The following is a 16,302-nucleotide window of genomic DNA, read 5'->3' as shown; positions in this document are numbered from 1 at the left end:
CGCTCTGCGTCGGTGTACACCGCGACCAGGCTCGGCCCGACCACCAGTAGGGCGCTGAAACCGAGCAGGAGCCACGAGGAAATCGCGTGGCGGGGTCACCACGGACGTCTGATCGAATCCGATGTCTTGATCGGTCCCCGGTTGCCGGTCATGGGGAATCACCTCCGCGGGACTCGATATACACGTCGGGGATTCCGTCCTGATCCAGGTCGATCGCTTCCTCCTCGGCGATCTGCCGGTACACGCGGTTGCGGATCCGCAGCACCATCGTCGCGAGCAGCGCCGCGATCAGCGACCCGCACAGCACCCCGATCTTGACATGATCGTCGCGGACGCTCGCCCCGCCGTAGGCGAGTTCCCCGATCAGCAGCGACACGGTGAACCCGATCCCGGCGAGCATCGCCAGACCGAAGATGTCGATCCACCGCAGCCCCGAATCCAGGGTGGCGCGGGTGAACTTCGCCAGCACGAACGTGGTGCCGAAGATTCCCGTGGTTTTCCCGACGACCAGGCCGGCGACGATGCCGAGGGTGACCGGATCCTCGAACGCGCTCGTCAGCCCGGTCATCCCACCGACAGTGACCCCGGCGGCGAAGAACGCGAACACCGGCACCGCGAACCCCGCCGAGAGCGGCCGGATCCGGCGCTCGAAATGCTCGGCCAAACCGGGACCGGCCTCCGGCCCACCGGCGGCCTCACTGCGGATCACCGGAACCGTGAATCCGAGCAACACCCCCGCGACGGTGGCGTGTACCCCGGAGGCATGCACGAGTCCCCAGGTCAGCAAGGCCAGGGGGATCAACAGCCACCACGACCGGTTCCGCCGGTGCACGGCGAACGCGAACACGGCCAACGGCACCGCCGCCGCGGCCAACGGCAGCGCGGAGAGGTGGCCGGTGTAGAACACGGCGATGATGGTGATCGCCAGCAGATCGTCCACCACCGCCAACGTCAGCAGGAAGATCCGCAGCGTGGAGGGCAGGTGGGTGCTGATCACCGCCAGCACCGCCAGCGCGAACGCGATGTCGGTGGCCGTCGGGATCGCCCACCCGCGCAGGGCGCCGTCCCCGGTGCGCAGGTTCACCAGCACGAACAGGATCGCCGGCAGCGCCATCCCCCCGGCTGCCGCGGCGATCGGCAGCACCGCCCGGGCCGGGTCGCGCAGGTCACCGGCGACGAACTCGCGTTTGAGTTCCAGCCCGACGACGAAGAAGAAGATCGCCAGCAGCCCGTCCGACGCCCATGTTTCCAACGGCAGGTGCAGGTGCAGCGCTGCGGGGCCGACCGTGAAGTCCCGCACCGCGTCGTAGCCGCCCGACCAGGGCGAATTCGCCCAGATCATCGCGACGACCGTCGCCGCGAGCAACAGGCCGCCCCCGACGGTTTCCCTCCGCAGGATCACGGCGATCCGCGACGCCTCCGCCCACGATCCTCGGGAAAACAGCGGGGCGCGTGGGGAACGGGTATTGCTCACGAGATGCCTTCCGGTCGAGATTGCACGACCGCCGACCAGACTTCCCGGCTCACCGATCTCACCCTATCGTGGACGGCACCCGCCCGGTGTGGCTCCCGCTCGACCCACAGATCCTCAGCCACCACTGACCAGCCGTGTTCGGCGTCGGCGACCGCCGGGGTTACCCTCCTGTTCGTGACTTCACGCACCGGCGCGTCGCCGTCGACCGCGCTGCGACGGGCGGCGGATCGGGTGACCCTGTCCCCTGTCCGGGTGGTGGCCCTGGGTTTCGCGGCCGCGGTGGCGATCGGCACCGGACTGCTGCTGGTGCCCGCCGCGAGCCAACCGGGAACCGAGACCGGCGTCGTCGACGCCCTGTTCACGGCGACGTCGGCGATGTGTCTGACCGGGCTGGTCGTCGTCGACACCCCCACCCACTGGTCGGGGTTCGGCCAGGGCATCATCCTCGGCCTGATCCAGGCCGGCGGCTTCGGGATCATGACGATGGCGTCGGTGGTCGGGCTGATGCTCGCCAACCGGATCGGGCTGCGCGCCCGCCTCAACGCCGCCGCCGAGGTCCGCGCATCCGGTCTCGGTGACGTACGCAGCGTCGTCATCGGCGTGGTCCGGATCAGCATCCTCATCGAAACCGTCACCGCCATGTGCCTGGCGGCCCGCTTCGCGCTCGGCTACGACGAACCACCCGGCCGCGCCCTGTGGCTCGGGGTATTCCATGCGATCTCGGCGTTCAACAACGCCGGGTTCGCGCTCTACAGCGACAACATCATCGGCTTCGCCGACGACCCGTTCATCTGCCTCCCGCTGCTGGCCGCGGTCATCCTCGGCGGCATCGGATTCCCGGTGCTCTTCGAGGTGGGCCGGCGCGTGCGCGGCAAGTCCCGCCGGTGGAGCCTGCACACGAAGCTGACCGTCACGGTCACCGCCATCCTGTTGATAATCGGCCCGGCGCTGGTGCTGGCGCTCGAGTGGGGCTACACCCTGCGCGGACACGACCTCGGGTCGAAGCTGCTGGTTGCCGCGTTCCAGGGCATCATGCCCCGCACCGCCGGATTCAACAGCGTCGACTACGCCCAGATGGACCCCGCCACCCTGCTGGTGACCGATGTGCTGATGTTCATCGGCGGCGGCAGCGGCGGCACCGCCGGCGGCATCAAGGTCACCACCTTCGCGCTGCTGCTGTTCGCGATCGTCGCCGAGGTCCGCGGCGAGCGGTCGGTGGTGATCTTCGACCGGCGGATCGGCCCCCGTGTGCAACGGCAGGCGCTGGCGGTGGCCCTCATCGGTGTGGCCCTGGTCATGGTCCCCACCATCGTGCTGCTCGCCGGCACCGCCTTCGATCTCAACGTCCTGCTCTTCGAGGTAACCTCCGCATTCGCGACCGTGGGGCTGTCCACCGGCATCACCGCGCAACTCCCCGCCTGGGGCCAGTTGATCCTGGTGATGCTGATGTATCTCGGCCGCATCGGCTCCATCACCCTGGTCAGCGCACTCGCCGCCCGCCACCGGGACCGCCGCTACGAACTCCCCGAAGAAAGGCCCTTCATTGGCTAGGAAACCGTCCTCCGACGTCGTCGTCGTTTTGGGACTGGGCCGGTTCGGCAAGTCCCTCGCCCTCGAGCTGATGGAACAGGGCACCGAGGTGCTCGGCATCGACGCCAACGAGGTCGTAGTGCAAAAGATCTCACACCGCCTCACCCACGCCGCCGTCGCCGACACCACCGACGAGGAATCGCTGCGCCAACTCTCGGTGCACGACTACGACCGGGCCGTGGTCGGAATCGGATCCGACCTCGAGGCCAGCCTGCTCACCGCCTCCGCCCTGATCAACCTGGCGGTGCCGCACGTATGGGCCAAGGCGATCAGCAACGCCCACGCCAAGATCCTCCGGCAGATCGGCGTCCAGCATGTCGTGCGCCCCGAGCACGACATGGGCAAACGAGTAGCGCACCTGGTGCGCGGGCGGATGATGGACTACATCGAATTCGACGACGGCTTCGCCATGGTCAAGACCACCCCACCCGCGACCGTCGTGGGAAAACGCCTCGGCGACACCACCGTCCGCAGCACCTACGGAGTCACCGTGGTCGCGATCAAACGCCCCGGCGAGGGCTTCACCTACGCCACCGCCGACACCGTCATCGAACCCGGCGACACCATCATCGTCTCCGGCCAGGTCCGCGACACCGAACGCTTCAGCGACCTGACCTGATTCTCCCGTCTCGGTCCCGCCCCGCCGATCACTGACAGGATGGTCCGCCCGCGCAGTCGACAACCCCTGCCGCACCCACCTCATCGACGTCGGCACCCCGACCGGGCACCACTACCGGTCGGCGGCACCGCCGTTCCCGTCCGCGGCACGGCGCTCGGCTCACGAGGCGGTGAGAGCGAACACCCGCATCGTGCGGTTCGTTCGGTGCTCGTAGACGCCGTAGACGCGCACCATCTCGTCGAATTCGCGATAGATCCGTGTTCGCTCCGGTTCGGCGAGGAGAGTCGCGGTGACGGGGATGTCCTTCCCGCCGATCGTGACTTTCGCGTTCGGCTGGGCGAGAAGGTTCCCCGACCACGCCGGGTGGTGATCCTGCCCGAAGTTGCTGCCCACGACGAAGATCTGCTTACCCTCGCGGTAGTAGAGGAGCGGGCTCGTCCGTGGCGCGCCAGACTTGCGACCCGTCGTGGTCAGCAGCACTACCGGAGCGGCGATCGGACCGAGGATCGTGAAGCGTCCCCTGGTCTTCTGGAGGAGCCGGCGGTCGACTCCGGCGAGTTTCCGGATCACCCACGATCCGGGTCGGGTGGCGGCAAATTTGGCTGCGGGTTCGCGGAGGAAGCTGTTCTCGCTGCCCCATCGGACGTCGGGGAAGGGTGATTCGGCCATACGTCATCTGACCGCCGGGCGGGTGCGGTGTCAATCACCCAGAACCGGTGGCCGGATACGCTATGGCCATGGCTGCGCCAGCGACACCCTCACCCGTGAATCCGCCCGCACGTCCCCAGCCGTCGAGCGTCTACATCGCCTCACCGGAGGGGGATACCGGCAAGTCCACCATCGCGCTGGGTGTCCTGCAGATGCTGTGTGCGTCCGCGGCGAGGGTGGGCGTCTTCCGTCCCATCGCCCGATCGACGCAGGAAACCGACTACATCCTCGAGTTGCTCCTCGAACACACCACGGCCGACATCGGGTACGAGGAGTCCCTGGGGGTCACGTACGAGCAGGTCCACGCCGATCCCGACGGCGCGCTCAGCGAGATCGTCTCCCGGTATCACCAGGTGGCGGCGCAGTGCGATGCCGTCGTGGTGATCGGCAGCGACTACACCGACGTGGCCAGCCCCAGCGAGCTCGGCTACAACGCCAGGATCGCCGTGAACCTCGGCGCCCCGGTGTTGCTCGCCGTGAGGGGAGCGCGGCGTACCCCCGAGGAGATCGCCCAACTCGCCCAGCTCGCCATCGGTGAACTGACCGCTCACCACGCGCACCTGCTGGCCGTGGTCGCCAATCGGTGCGACCCCGACCAGCTCGATGCGGTCACCGACGCGTTGGCAGTCACCGGTGTGCCCGCGTGGAGCCTGCCCGAGATCCCCTTGCTGGTCGCACCGACCATGGCCGAACTCCTCGAGTCGATCGACGGGAGCCTGTTCAGCGGCGACCCGGAGCTCCTCCACCGGGAGGCGCTGCGGGTGATGGTGGGTGGAATGACGGCCGAGCACATCCTCGAACGCCTGACGGAGGGCACGGTGGTGATCGCCCCGGCCGACCGTTCCGACGTGCTGCTGGCGATGGTGAATGCGCATGAGGCCGAAGGTTTCCCGTCGCTGGCGGGCATCATCATGAACGGCGGGCTGATGCCGCACCCGGCAATCGCGAAGTTGATGGCCGGCCTCAAGCCGCGGTTGCCGATCCTCACCACCGGACTGGGCACGTTCGACACGGCCAGCGCGGCAGCGCAGACCCGTGGCCGGGTGGCGGTCGGTTCGCAGCGCAAGATCGACACCGCCCTGAGTGTCATGGAACTCCGGGTGGACGCACCCACACTGCTGGAGCGGTTGAAGCTGCCGATCCCGTCGGTGGTGACTCCGCAGATGTTCGAATACCAGCTGATCGACCGCGCCCGCCGCGACCACAAGCACATCGTGCTCCCGGAAGGCGACGACGACCGCATCCTCCGCGCGGCGGGGAGACTGCTGCAACGGCAGGTGGCGGAGCTGACGATTCTCGGCGACGAGGTGCAGGTGCGTCGCCGCGCGGCGGAACTCGGCGTGGACCTCGGTGACGCGCAGGTGCTCGACCCCCGGACGTCCGAACACGCCGGTCCGTTCGCCGAGGAGTACGCGCGGCTCCGCGCCCACAAGGGCATGACCGTGGACCGTGCCCGCGAGGTGATGACCGACATCTCGTACTTCGGAACCATGATGGTGCACTTGGGAATCGCGGACGGCATGGTCTCCGGTGCCGCGCACACCACGGCGCACACCATCCGGCCGTCGTTCGAGATCATCAAGACACAACCGGGAGTGTCCACGGTGTCGAGTGTGTTCCTGATGTGCCTGTCCGATCGGGTGCTCGCGTACGGGGACTGCGCGGTGGTGCCCGACCCCACGGCCGAACAGCTGGCCGACATCGCGATCTCGTCGGCGCAAACGGCGTCCCAATTCGGTATCGATCCGCGTATCGCGATGCTGTCGTACTCGACCGGCGACTCCGGCAGCGGTGCGGACGTCGACAAGGTGCGCTCTGCGACGAAACTCGTCCGCGAGCGTCGCCCGGACCTGTTGGTGGAAGGCCCCATTCAGTACGACGCTGCCATCGAGCAGAGCGTGGCCGACAAGAAGATGCCCGATTCGGCGGTGGCAGGGAAGGCGACGGTCTTCATCTTCCCCGACCTCAACACCGGGAACAACACGTACAAGGCCGTGCAGCGCAGCGCCGGCGCCATCGCCGTCGGTCCGGTGTTGCAGGGCCTCAACAAACCGGTCAACGACCTCTCGCGAGGGGCGCTGGTCGAGGACATCGTGAACACCGTGGCCATCACCGCGATCCAGGCGCAGGGAGCAGAGCAGTGACCGAGGGGTCCGTACTGGTAGTCAATTCCGGTTCGTCGTCGATCAAGTTCCAGCTGATCCACCCGGACACCGGTAAGTCCTCGGCGTCCGGTCTCATCGAGAGGATCGGGGAACCCGAGGGGCGCATCGTCTATCACCACCGCACCGGATTGGCGGAGCGCCACGTTCACATCGCCGACCACCGCGCCGGACTGAAGATGTTGTCGGACATCGTCGCCGAGGTGGGTCGACCTCTGAGGGAGGCGGGGATCGTCGCGGTCGGCCATCGCATCGTCCACGGCGGCGACGTATTCTTCGAACCCACGATCATCGACGACGCAGTGGTGCAGTCCATCTCGGACCTTTCGACCCTTGCGCCGCTGCACAATCCGGCGAACGTGATCGGGATCGAGGTGGCGCGGGAGGAGCTGCCGGACATCCCGCACGTCGCGGTGTTCGACACCGCGTTCTTTCATACCCTGCCCGCGGAGGCGTCGACGTATGCGATCGACCGGCAGGTCGCGAAGGAGCACTCCATCCGGCGGTACGGCTTCCACGGCACGTCGCACCAGTACGTGTCGGCGCGCACGGCCGAGTTCCTCGGCAGGGACCTGTCCGAGCTGAACCAGATCGTCCTGCACCTGGGGAACGGTGCCTCGGCGTCCGCGATCCGCGGGGGACTGGCCGTCGACACCAGCATGGGGCTGACCCCGCTCGAGGGACTCGTCATGGGCACGCGGTCCGGGGACGTCGATCCCGGCGTCATCCTGCACCTGCACCGCAGCGGGATGGGTGTCGATCAGATCGACGACCTCCTGAACCGGCATTCCGGCCTCAAGGGCTTGTCGGGGGTCAACGACTTCCGGGCGCTCCTGACGCTGGTCGGCGAGGGCGACGAGGCTGCGGCGCTGGCCTACGACGTGTACGTGCACCGACTCCGCAAGTACATCGGCGCCTACCTGGTGGAACTCGGCGGCGTCGACGTCATCACGTTCACCGGGGGAGTCGGCGAGAACAACGTCGACGTCCGCCGCGACAGCCTGGCCGGGCTGGGACGCCTCGGCATCGTCGTCGACGACGACCGCAACCGCGCGAGTTCCCGGGACGCACGCCGTATCTCGGTGGACGAGTCCGACGTTCAGGTGCTGGTCGTGCCCACCAACGAGGAGTTCGCGATCGCCTGTGCGGCGGTGGAGCTGATCGGGGCCTGAGCGTTACAGCAGGCTCTTGGGCCGGATGGTGTTGGCCAGATCCACCAGCGTGTACCGGTGAGTGCGCTCGGGGGCGTTGCGGGCCAGCGCCCGCAGGCCGGCCTCGGCGCCCTTGCGTAGGCCCCGTTCGGTGAACGGCACACCGAGGATCTGCTCGAGTTCCGTCGCCGACGTGTGACCGGCACGCATCCAATCCAGTGCGGTGCCCAGTACGAGCGTGCGCATCTGCAGTGCCCGGCTCTCCTCGGGTGCGAGCGCGGCGACACGGAGCGCGGCCTCCCGGAGAGCCGATTCGTCGAGTTCCTCGATCGGTTTGCCGGACAACAGCATCAGCACGCTCGTCATCCGGGCCATGGTGAAGTGCCGGGACGTCGGGGGAACCTGATCGAGGGCGGCGATGGCACCGGGCAGATCGCCGCGTTCGGTGAGTTGCCGCGCCAGCCCGAATGCCGCACTCACCATGCTGTGGTCGGTACGCCACACCGTCCGGTAGTACTTCTCGGCGAACGTTCGCCACTGGTGGGGGTCGGAGCTCTCCCAGTGCTGCAGAATCAGTTCGGCGGTGGCGGCCAGCGCAAGTTTGGGAGCCGTCTCCCCGGGCATCGCCTGCAGTACGGATTCGAAACGGGAGAACGCCGTCTCGTAGTCGCCGTCGATGAGCGTCGCGAGTCCGGCGTACCAGTCGACGCGCCAGTTCCCACCCATCTCTCCCTCCACGTCACGGAGGAGTTCGGTGGCGGTGGCGGCGTCACCGAGATCGAGGTGGGCCTTGATCTCGGCGAGCGTGAGTTCCCGGGAGAACGACACGTCCAGATCTCCGACGACCCGTTCGATACCGTTCTCGCGCGCGTGCCGAATGGAATCCAGCGTCTGCTGCGGCTCGCTGTGCACCGCGGCGGCCAGGAGCGGGGCGTTGGGATCGGTCGGGTCGATCAGGGGTACCGCCAACGCCTGCGCCACGGACTGCGGATCGAGATTCTCGTCCCGTTCGACGCCGTCGACGTACACGTCGGTCTGCTCGACGGCCTCGTCCGTGCCGAAAGTCGTTCTCTGCTTGCTGAACACGGTCGACAGTCCGGGATGCTCCTCGCCGGTCTGCTGCGCGAGGATCTCCCGCAGCACCGCCGTGAGCTGACCCGCCATCTCCTCGGCCGACGCGAAACGCCGGCTCGGGTCGGGGTCGGTGGCGCGCAACAGGAGTCGGTGGAAGAACTCGTACTCCGCGAGGAGCGGCGCCTGCTCGGGGGACGGGATCCCGTCGAGGTACCGGCCCTTGTCGGACGGCATGTCGAGCGTCAGGACGGCGAGGGTGCGCCCCACCGTGTAGATGTCGGACGCCACGGTCGGGCCGGTCGTGACGATCTCCGGCGCCTGATACCCGGGTGTGCCGTACAGGTAGCCGTAGTCCTCGATGCCCGCGACGGCACCGAGGTCGATCAGCTTGAGGGCATCCTCGGTGACCATCACGTTGTCGGGTTTGAGGTCGTTGTACACCAAACCGGTGGAGTGCAGATACGCCATTGCGGGAAGGATTTCGAGCACGTAGGCGATGGCCTGCTCGACCGGCATGCGTTCGGGCTTCGCGTGCGTCGACAGGACGTCCCGAAGCGAGTGACCGCCCACATACTCCATCACGATGTACCCCATCGGGGTCCCATCCGACCGGGGATGCTCCACGAAGTTGAAGATCTTCACGATGCTCGGGTGGGCCACCTCGGCGAGGAACTGGCGTTCGGCCACCGCCACGGCCTGAGCCTCGGCGTCGCCGAAGTGCAACAGTCCCTTGAGAACCACCCAGCGGTCACTGACGTTGCGATCGATGGCCAGATAGATCCAGCCGAGGCCGCCGTGCGCGATGCAGCCCTGCACCTCGTACTGGCCGCCGATCAGCTCGTTCGGGCCGAGAAGCGGCCGGAAGTCGTACGTGGCTCCGCACTGGGGGCACAGACCGAACTCGGAGCCCTCGGACGCGGCGCCGGTGCGGCCCACCGGCTTGTTGCACTTCCAGCAAAAGCGCTTGCTCTCGGGGACTTTCGGGTCGGTCATCACGGCGGATGCCGGGTCCAGTGTCTTCACGACGGGAACCTCGACGAGACCGCCGCCGAGACGCAGGCGCTGCCCGGACCGGGTGCGCGGTGAGCGCGTCGAGCGGCCGGTGCCGGACGCGCCGGACGGCCGGGACGTCGGCGCCGCCTGGGTGGCCTGGGTGGCCTGGGTGGCCGGACCCTCGTCCGGTTCTTCCCGGACCGCGGCCTGCGTGGCGTCCCCTTCCGGCTCCCGGACGGCGGCCTGGGTGGCGATGTCCGGGTCGGTGGACTCCGGATTCTGCGAATGCTGCGGCATGCGTCCCCTCAGTCCTGGTACACGGCGGACGGCGGGGCGGGGGACGGCCCCAGCATCGACAGCCACTGGTCGTACATCCTGGTCCAGGTACCGTCGCGGCGGATGCGTTCGAGCGTGCCGTTGACGAACCGCACCAGGTCCTCGTTCGACTTGGTGATGCCGACGCCGTACGGCTCGGCGCCCATGCTGTCCCCGACGATCTCGAGATACGGGTCCTGGGACGCCAGACCGGCGAGGATCGTGTCGTCGGTGCTCACCGCATCGACCTGCCGCTGTTGCAGGACCACCAGGCAATCCGACCACATGGGGACCGTCAGAATGTTCGCGGTGGGCGCCACCCGCTGCAACCGTGTCAGCGACGTCGTGCCGCGGACGACGCAGACCCGTTTCCCGTCCAGGTCGGCGGCGCTGCGGATCGGGGAGCCCTTCACGACGAGAACCCGCTGCTGCGCCTCGAAGTACTCGGAGGAGAACGCCACCCGTTCCTTTCGGTCGCAGGTGATGGTCATCGTCTTGGCCACGATGTCGACCATCGACTCCTGCAGCGCCTTCTCACGATTCGCCGACGTGAGGATGCGGTACTCGAGCCGGTCCGGATCGCCGAACAGATCCCGCGCGATCTCCCGGGCCACGTCGACGTCGAAGCCCTGGATGGCACCGGTCGCCGGATCGCGGAAACTCATCAGATTGCTGCCCGTGTCGAGGCCGACGACGAGACGCCCCCGCGCGCGGATGGCGTCGACCGTCGGCATCGGCGGTGCGGCGTCGGGGTCGGGGAACGGGCGCAGGCTCGCGGTGGGATCGCCGCAGTCCTTCTCGGGAGTCGGCGGCACAGCGCTGGTCTCGGGCGCCGGCGTCGCGGCCGCGGGAAGCGGGGGCTCGGTGTACGACACGCTCGGCGATCCGACGTGCTCGGGACTCGACTCGGCGCACCCGCCGATCAGTAAGGTGGCCGCCACGAGCACGAGCGCGATCCGGCGCCGCCTCACTGATATTCCCTCAATCGAGGCCACAACCCGATGATAATTCCGCCGACCGCGATCAGTGTCAGGACAATGGCGCCGGAACCGAGCGCGGTCAGCACCCGGGCCGCGGATTCGACATTCGACCGCAGACGGTCGCGTGCGGTGCCGATTCCGTCGGTGAGCGCGTCGTCGACGGCGGTGAACTGAGCCGCGGAATCCGAAGGTCCCGGTCCGATGGCGACCATTGCCGCCGAGACGAAGTCGCCCCTGGCGAGGTTCTCGTTCATGCGGTCGTGTGCCGAGGACCAGCGCGTCCACGCCTCCTGCGCCCTCGCCACCTCGTCGTGGCCGACCGCGCGGTCGCCGTCGTGGGGGTAATTCGACAGCAGGGTGTCGAGCTGACCGGACTTGTCTTCGAAGACGGCGTCGTAGTCACCGTTCGAGTCGCGGCGGACCAGTTTGAGGGTCTCCTCGGTGCGCGCCTGCTGGGCCAGGATGCGGGCCGCGGTCAACTCGTGCATCGGGCGGGCGCCCTCGGTCAGTGCCCGCTTGGTGTCGAGGGAGGAGACCAACCCGGCGACCAGCATCCACGCCAGGAGGATCGCCGTGCACGACGACGCCACGATCAGCCCGAGATTGAACGTGCGCCGACTGAGCCTCGCAATGACGATCTGGGCGACGAGCAACGCGACGAGTGCGACGAGGATCAGGATCAGCGCCAGCCAGGGCGGACGGGAGTAGTCCCGCTGCGTGTCCGCGACGTCGGCTTCCTGCTGGGCGTGCAACTGCTGCGCCATCGGCAGCATGCTCGTCTGCATCAGTGTGGACGCCTCGCTGAGGTAGGCCGCGCCGACCGGATGACCGGTGCGATTGTTGGCCCGCGCGGTCTCGACGAGACCGGAGTAGACGCTGAGGTCGGTGGAGATGGAGGCAAGCAGTCGGCGGCTGTCCACGTCGCTCGCCGCGAGTCCGCCGGACGCGTACACGAGGTCGGCGGAGGCGGTGCCGATCGCCTGCGTATAGGTGTCCCGGAGTTCGGGCGGTTCGAGACCGCCGGAGATGAACGCCGTCGTGGCCGCGGCATCCGCCACGGACAGGGCGCTGTAGAGGTTCTGCGCCGAGAACGACAGCGGTTCCGTCTCCGCGAGGACGCTGTCGAGAGTGGCTTCCCTGCTGTTCACCGTCGAGGCGGCCACGAACCCGGCGGTGAGGGTGAGCAGGACCAGGAGGGCCCCGAGGGCGGTGAGTTTGGCGGGAGTCGACTCCAGGAACGCGCGCAGTTCCTTGCGGCGTGCCACCGCGGGGTCGACGTCGTCGTCCGCGGCGGCAGACAATGCGCGGCTGCCGTGGGGTTCGATCGACGGTGCCTCACGCAGAACCACCTCGCACCCCTCCCGTGTCATGGCCGCACCTTGTGGGGAGCATATAAGCAGCGGTCGGTTCACGACTGCCGACGGGCAGTTCCGGAAGAAACCGTTAGTGTGAGGGAACTGCAGGGAGACCCATCAGGTCGGACAGGGGTAGTCGATGCGTGGTGACGGTGACGGTTGGGCAACCGGGCCGGACGGCAGTCGTCATTGGGGCAAGCACGGTGCCGCCGGGTTGTTGCTGCGTGCGCCGCTCCCCGACGAGACGCCGGCCGTCCTGCTACAGCACCGTGCGGTCTGGAGTCACCAGGGCGGTACGTGGGCGTTGCCCGGCGGTGCCCGGGACAGCCACGAGTCCACCACCCACGCCGCGGTGCGCGAGGCCCACGAGGAAGCAGGCATCGAGAGCGCGGCCATCCGCGTCCGCACCGAGGTCGTCACGATGAAGGCCGCGAGCGGCTGGAGTTACACCACGGTGATCGCCGACGCCGAGCGCCCACTGCCCACCGTCGCGAACGGCGAGAGCACCGAACTGCGCTGGGTGCGGGAAACCGACGTCGCCGGGTTGCCGCTGCACCCGGGTTTCGAAGCGGGGTGGCCGCAACTGCGCACCACCGAGGTGCGATTGCTGCTCGACCGGCACGACGTGCTGGGCGAGCGCGGCGCGCTGGCACAGTTGTCGAAGGCCCTGCCCCGCACGGTGCACCTGCCCGACGGCACCTACGGGTGGCTGCCGCGCGTCGAGGTGCTCGAGGCCCTGGACGCCGTCGGCCGCCTCGCCGAACCGGCCGGCCACGGCACCACGCTGGGAACGGTGACGGCGATCGTCACCACCGATCCCGACCTGATCGAACAGTTGCCGGCCACCGTCGTGGTCCTGCCGCCCGCCACGGTGCTGGACTGGCTGGATCAGCCGTAACTACGCGTTCTGCTGCAGCAGGGCGGACAGTGAGCGCGCGGCGGCCTGCGGGTCGCGGGCCTCGGTGATGGCCCGGACGACGACGATGCGGGAGGCACCCGCGGCGAGGATCTCCGGAACCCGGGACTCGTCGATGCCGCCGATCGCGAACCACGGGCGGTTCGGCTCCGAGTCGGCGGTCGATCGCACCAGATCGATGCCCGACGCGGTCCGTCCGGGCTTGGTGGGGGTGGCCCACACCGGTCCGGTGCAGAAGTAGTCGACGCCGTCCTCGATCGCCGCCAGGCTGGCCTGGGCGCGGCTGTGGGTGGAGCGTCCGATCAGGACGTCGGAACCCACCACGGTCCGTGCGTACGGGACGGGCAGGTCGCCCTGGCCGAGGTGCAGCACGTCGGCTCCGGCCGCCAGCGCCATGTCGGCGCGGTCGTTGACCGCGAGCAGCGCTCCGTGCCGCCTGGCCGCGGCCGCGAGCACCGACAGCGCCGCCAGTTCGTCCCGGGCGTCCATCGTGCCGAACTTCTTCTCTCCGGCCGAGCCCTTGTCGCGGAGCTGGATGATGTCGACGCCGCCGGACAGTGCGGCCTCGGCGAACTGCGCCAGGTCGCCCTTCTCGCGCCGAGCATCGGTGCACAGGTACAAACGTGCTGTTCCGAGGCGGCGCCGACGGTCCGTGAGGTTGCTGTGATGCGAGGTGGTCACGGCATGACGGTAGCCTCTACGGTGAAAGTGCAACACGGGAGTCCCGGGGAACGTGGGGCTGAGAGGGGCTCACGCCGAGCCCGACCGTCATACCTGACCCGGATCATGCCGGCGCAGGAAGTGAGGTGGAGTTCAATGGCGAGATCGGTATCCGTCGTCGGAGGCGGAGTGATCGGCCTGTCCATTGCGTGGCGAGCAGCCCGCAACGGCTGGTCGGTACGGCTGTACGACCCGTCGATAGGTTCGGGAGCGTCCTGGGTGGCGGGCGGCATGCTCGCCCCGTTGTCCGAGGGCTGGCCAGGCGAGGAGAGCGTCCTCGAACTGGGGAGCGCATCGCTCGACCGGTGGCCCGAATTCGGGAAGGAACTCGAGGCCGGAGCCGGCGTCGAGTTGTTCACGTCGGAAAGTTCGCTCACCGTCGCGCTGGACGGCGCCGACGCGGAGGACCTGCGGACCATCGCCGAATGGGTGGGCGCCCAGGGGCGGGAACTGCAGATCCTGGGCCGCGCCGAAGTCCGGGCCCTCGAGCCGATGCTGGGTCGCGGAGTCCGATTGGGACTCTTGGCCGTCGACGAACTGGCCGTGGACAACAGGCTGCTGTTGCAGGCGCTGCAGCGGTGCGCCGCCGACGCCGGAGTGGAGCTGATCGGGGAGGCCGTGCACAGCCTCGACCGGCTCGACACCGACCAGATCGTCGTCACCGCGGGCATCGCGTCACCGGCCCTGTGGCCCGGGCTTCCGGTTCGCCCGGTGAAGGGCGAGATCCTGCGGTTGCGCTCGCGTCCCGGGGTGACCCCCGCGCCGGGCCGGACCATCCGCGGCAGCGTGCACGGCAGGCCCGCCTACCTGGTGCCGCGTGCCGACGGCATCGTCGTCGGTGCCACCCAGTACGAGTCGGGCAACGACACGCAGGTCACGGTGGCCGGTGTGCGCGACCTGATCGCGGACGCCGAGGCCCTGATGCCCGCCATCGGCGAGTACGAACTGCACGAGACCTCGGCGGGTCTGCGTCCGATGACCCCGGACAACCTGCCGCTGATCGGCCGGGTGTCCGATCGGGTCGTGGTGGCGACGGGACACGGCCGTAACGGCATCCTGCTCACCCCGGTGACCGCCGACGCGACGATGGCATTGTTGGAGGGCTCGGCATTGGTCGAGGCGAAAGCCGCCGACCCCGAACGTTTCGAGAAAGTAGCGAGGTAGAGATGAGTGAGCAGCAAGTAGTGGTGCCGATCGGCATCAGCGTCAACGGCGAGGACCACGAGTTCACGGAACCGTTGACCGTCACCGGGCTGCTGGAGGTGCTGAACCTGCCCACCAAGGGCATCGCGGTGGCAGTGAACGGCGCCGTGTTCCCGCGCGCCCGGTGGGACGAGCTCGTGGTCCGGGGCTGGGAGATCGAGATCCTCACGGCGGTGCAGGGTGGCTGACGCGACGCCCGGCGTGCAGAAGGGCCTCACGATCGCGGGACGCACGTTCGGTTCACGGTTGATCATGGGCACCGGCGGCGCCGCCAACCTCACGGTGCTCGAAGAGGCGCTCGTCGCGTCCGGCACCGAGCTGACCACGGTCGCGATGCGCCGCGTCGACGCCGCAGGCGGCACCGGTGTGCTGGACCTGCTGCGCCGGCTCGACATCGCCCCGCTGCCCAACACCGCGGGGTGTCGCGGTGCGGCCGAGGCTGTGTTGACGGCGCAACTCGCCCGTGAGGCGCTCGAGACCGACTGGGTGAAGCTCGAGGTCATCGCCGACGAGCGCACCCTGATGCCCGACGCCATCGAGTTGGTCAGCGCTGCAGAGCAACTGGTCGACGACGGATTCGTCGTCCTGCCCTACACCACCGACGACCCGGTTCTGGCCCGCAGACTCGAGGACGTGGGCTGCGTGGCCGTGATGCCGCTGGGTTCGCCGATCGGCACCGGGCTCGGTATCGCGAACCCGCACAACATCGAGATGATCGTGGACGGTGCGGGGGTGCCCGTCATCCTCGACGCCGGCATCGGGACCGCAAGCGACGCCACCCTCGCGATGGAACTCGGCTGCGATGCGGTGTTGCTGGCCACGGCTGTGACCAGGGCGAAGGATCCGGCGCTCATGGCTTCGGCGATGCGCGGGGCCGTGGTGGCGGGGTACGAGGCACGTCACGCGGGCCGGATTCCCAAGCGGTTCTGGGCGCAGGCGTCGTCGTAGTCCTCGGGGTCGCGTCGGGGTCCGGCTCAGGGTCCGACCGGTACCAGGGGACGAGCCGGGAGTAGACCTGCGGCCGATGCGCGCCGTCCGCAGG

The 16,302-nt window shown here is 68.7% G+C and carries 14 protein-coding genes, 1 pseudogene and 1 riboswitch; of the genes and pseudogenes, 9 read left to right on the top strand and 6 right to left on the bottom strand.

Annotated features, from left to right (window positions below; genetic code table 11):
* Window positions 1-148: 148 nt before the first annotated feature.
* Window positions 149-1,474, bottom strand: coding sequence for a Na+/H+ antiporter NhaA (gene nhaA / locus HGB39_RS13935; protein ID WP_005561201.1), 1,326 nt, complete (start codon window positions 1,472-1,474; stop codon window positions 149-151).
* Between the two features lie 174 nt (window positions 1,475-1,648).
* On the opposite strand from nhaA, the gene HGB39_RS13930 reads away from it, so the two are divergent.
* The 3 genes and pseudogenes from HGB39_RS13930 to HGB39_RS38605 form a co-directional block, all read left to right on the top strand.
* The gene (locus tag HGB39_RS13930) at window positions 1,649-3,025 is read left to right on the top strand and encodes a TrkH family potassium uptake protein (RefSeq protein ID WP_005563856.1); all 1,377 of its coding nucleotides are present in this window, start codon (window positions 1,649-1,651) and stop codon (window positions 3,023-3,025) included.
* On the top strand, window positions 3,018-3,683 hold the full coding sequence (locus tag HGB39_RS13925; RefSeq protein WP_043788365.1) for a potassium channel family protein: 666 nt from the start codon (window positions 3,018-3,020) through the stop codon (window positions 3,681-3,683). Before HGB39_RS13930 ends, HGB39_RS13925 begins: the two co-directional genes overlap by 8 nt.
* Window positions 3,684-3,720: 37 nt before the next feature.
* Window positions 3,721-3,897, top strand: a pseudogene (locus HGB39_RS38605) (HNH endonuclease); the annotation flags it as partial.
* On the opposite strand, the gene HGB39_RS13920 reads toward HGB39_RS38605, so the two are convergent.
* A complete protein-coding gene (locus HGB39_RS13920) occupies window positions 3,843-4,352 on the bottom strand; it encodes a nitroreductase/quinone reductase family protein (protein ID WP_005563854.1) in 510 nt (169 codons plus the stop codon). The pseudogene HGB39_RS38605 and the gene HGB39_RS13920 overlap by 55 nt on opposite strands.
* A 62-nt stretch (window positions 4,353-4,414) precedes the next feature.
* On the opposite strand from HGB39_RS13920, the gene pta reads away from it, so the two are divergent.
* Both pta and HGB39_RS13910 read left to right on the top strand, forming a co-directional pair.
* On the top strand, window positions 4,415-6,535 hold the full coding sequence (gene pta / locus HGB39_RS13915) for a phosphate acetyltransferase (protein ID WP_050998719.1): 2,121 nt from the start codon (window positions 4,415-4,417) through the stop codon (window positions 6,533-6,535).
* The gene (locus HGB39_RS13910) at window positions 6,532-7,725 is read left to right on the top strand and encodes an acetate kinase (RefSeq protein WP_005264841.1); all 1,194 of its coding nucleotides are present in this window, start codon (window positions 6,532-6,534) and stop codon (window positions 7,723-7,725) included. Before pta ends, HGB39_RS13910 begins: the two co-directional genes overlap by 4 nt.
* Window positions 7,726-7,728: 3 nt before the next feature.
* On the opposite strand, the gene HGB39_RS13905 is transcribed toward HGB39_RS13910, so the two are convergent.
* Genes HGB39_RS13905 through HGB39_RS13895 form a run of 3 tightly spaced genes read right to left on the bottom strand, consistent with a single transcriptional unit; the run spans window position 7,729 to window position 12,415 of the window.
* On the bottom strand, window positions 7,729-10,068 hold the full coding sequence (locus HGB39_RS13905) for a serine/threonine-protein kinase (RefSeq protein WP_005563852.1): 2,340 nt from the start codon (window positions 10,066-10,068) through the stop codon (window positions 7,729-7,731).
* 8 nt (window positions 10,069-10,076) lie between these two features.
* Window positions 10,077-11,057 carry a glutamate ABC transporter substrate-binding protein gene (locus HGB39_RS13900; protein WP_005563850.1) on the bottom strand — a complete coding sequence of 327 codons (981 nt, stop codon included), beginning with the start codon at window positions 11,055-11,057 and terminating at the stop codon, window positions 10,077-10,079.
* Entirely contained in the window at window positions 11,054-12,415 is a 1,362-nt protein-coding gene (locus HGB39_RS13895) for a GlnX family signal transduction membrane protein (protein ID WP_510767366.1), read from the bottom strand. Before HGB39_RS13895 ends, HGB39_RS13900 begins: the two co-directional genes overlap by 4 nt.
* A 145-nt stretch (window positions 12,416-12,560) precedes the next feature.
* Here HGB39_RS13895 and HGB39_RS13890 point away from each other — a divergent pair, with 145 nt between their 5' ends.
* Window positions 12,561-13,319 carry an NUDIX hydrolase gene (locus tag HGB39_RS13890; RefSeq protein ID WP_005563846.1) on the top strand — a complete coding sequence of 253 codons (759 nt, stop codon included), beginning with the start codon at window positions 12,561-12,563 and terminating at the stop codon, window positions 13,317-13,319.
* Here HGB39_RS13890 and thiE read toward each other — a convergent pair whose 3' ends face one another.
* Entirely contained in the window at window positions 13,320-14,018 is a 699-nt protein-coding gene (gene thiE / locus HGB39_RS13885) for a thiamine phosphate synthase (RefSeq protein WP_005264846.1), read from the bottom strand.
* A gap of 24 nt (window positions 14,019-14,042) precedes the next feature.
* Window positions 14,043-14,155, top strand: a riboswitch (TPP riboswitch).
* On the opposite strand from thiE, the gene thiO reads away from it, so the two are divergent.
* The 3 genes from thiO (at window position 14,154) to HGB39_RS13870 (ending at window position 16,208) form a co-directional block, all read left to right on the top strand.
* On the top strand, window positions 14,154-15,221 hold the full coding sequence (gene thiO / locus HGB39_RS13880; RefSeq protein WP_005264847.1) for a glycine oxidase ThiO: 1,068 nt from the start codon (window positions 14,154-14,156) through the stop codon (window positions 15,219-15,221). It overlaps the preceding riboswitch by 2 nt.
* Window positions 15,222-15,223: 2 nt before the next feature.
* Window positions 15,224-15,448 carry a sulfur carrier protein ThiS gene (gene thiS / locus HGB39_RS13875; RefSeq protein ID WP_005251712.1) on the top strand — a complete coding sequence of 75 codons (225 nt, stop codon included), beginning with the start codon at window positions 15,224-15,226 and terminating at the stop codon, window positions 15,446-15,448.
* Window positions 15,441-16,208 (top strand): thiazole synthase, encoded by a 768-nt coding sequence (locus tag HGB39_RS13870; protein WP_005251713.1) that lies wholly within the window; start codon window positions 15,441-15,443, stop codon window positions 16,206-16,208. Before thiS ends, HGB39_RS13870 begins: the two co-directional genes overlap by 8 nt.
* The last annotated feature ends 94 nt before the right edge of the window (window positions 16,209-16,302 follow it).

It is taken from the genome of Rhodococcus opacus (assembly GCF_012396235.1).
GTDB classification, from domain to species: domain Bacteria; phylum Actinomycetota; class Actinomycetes; order Mycobacteriales; family Mycobacteriaceae; genus Rhodococcus_F; species Rhodococcus_F opacus.
Note: the sequence above shows the minus strand (reverse complement) of the source record. Positions and strands in the feature narration are given on the sequence as shown.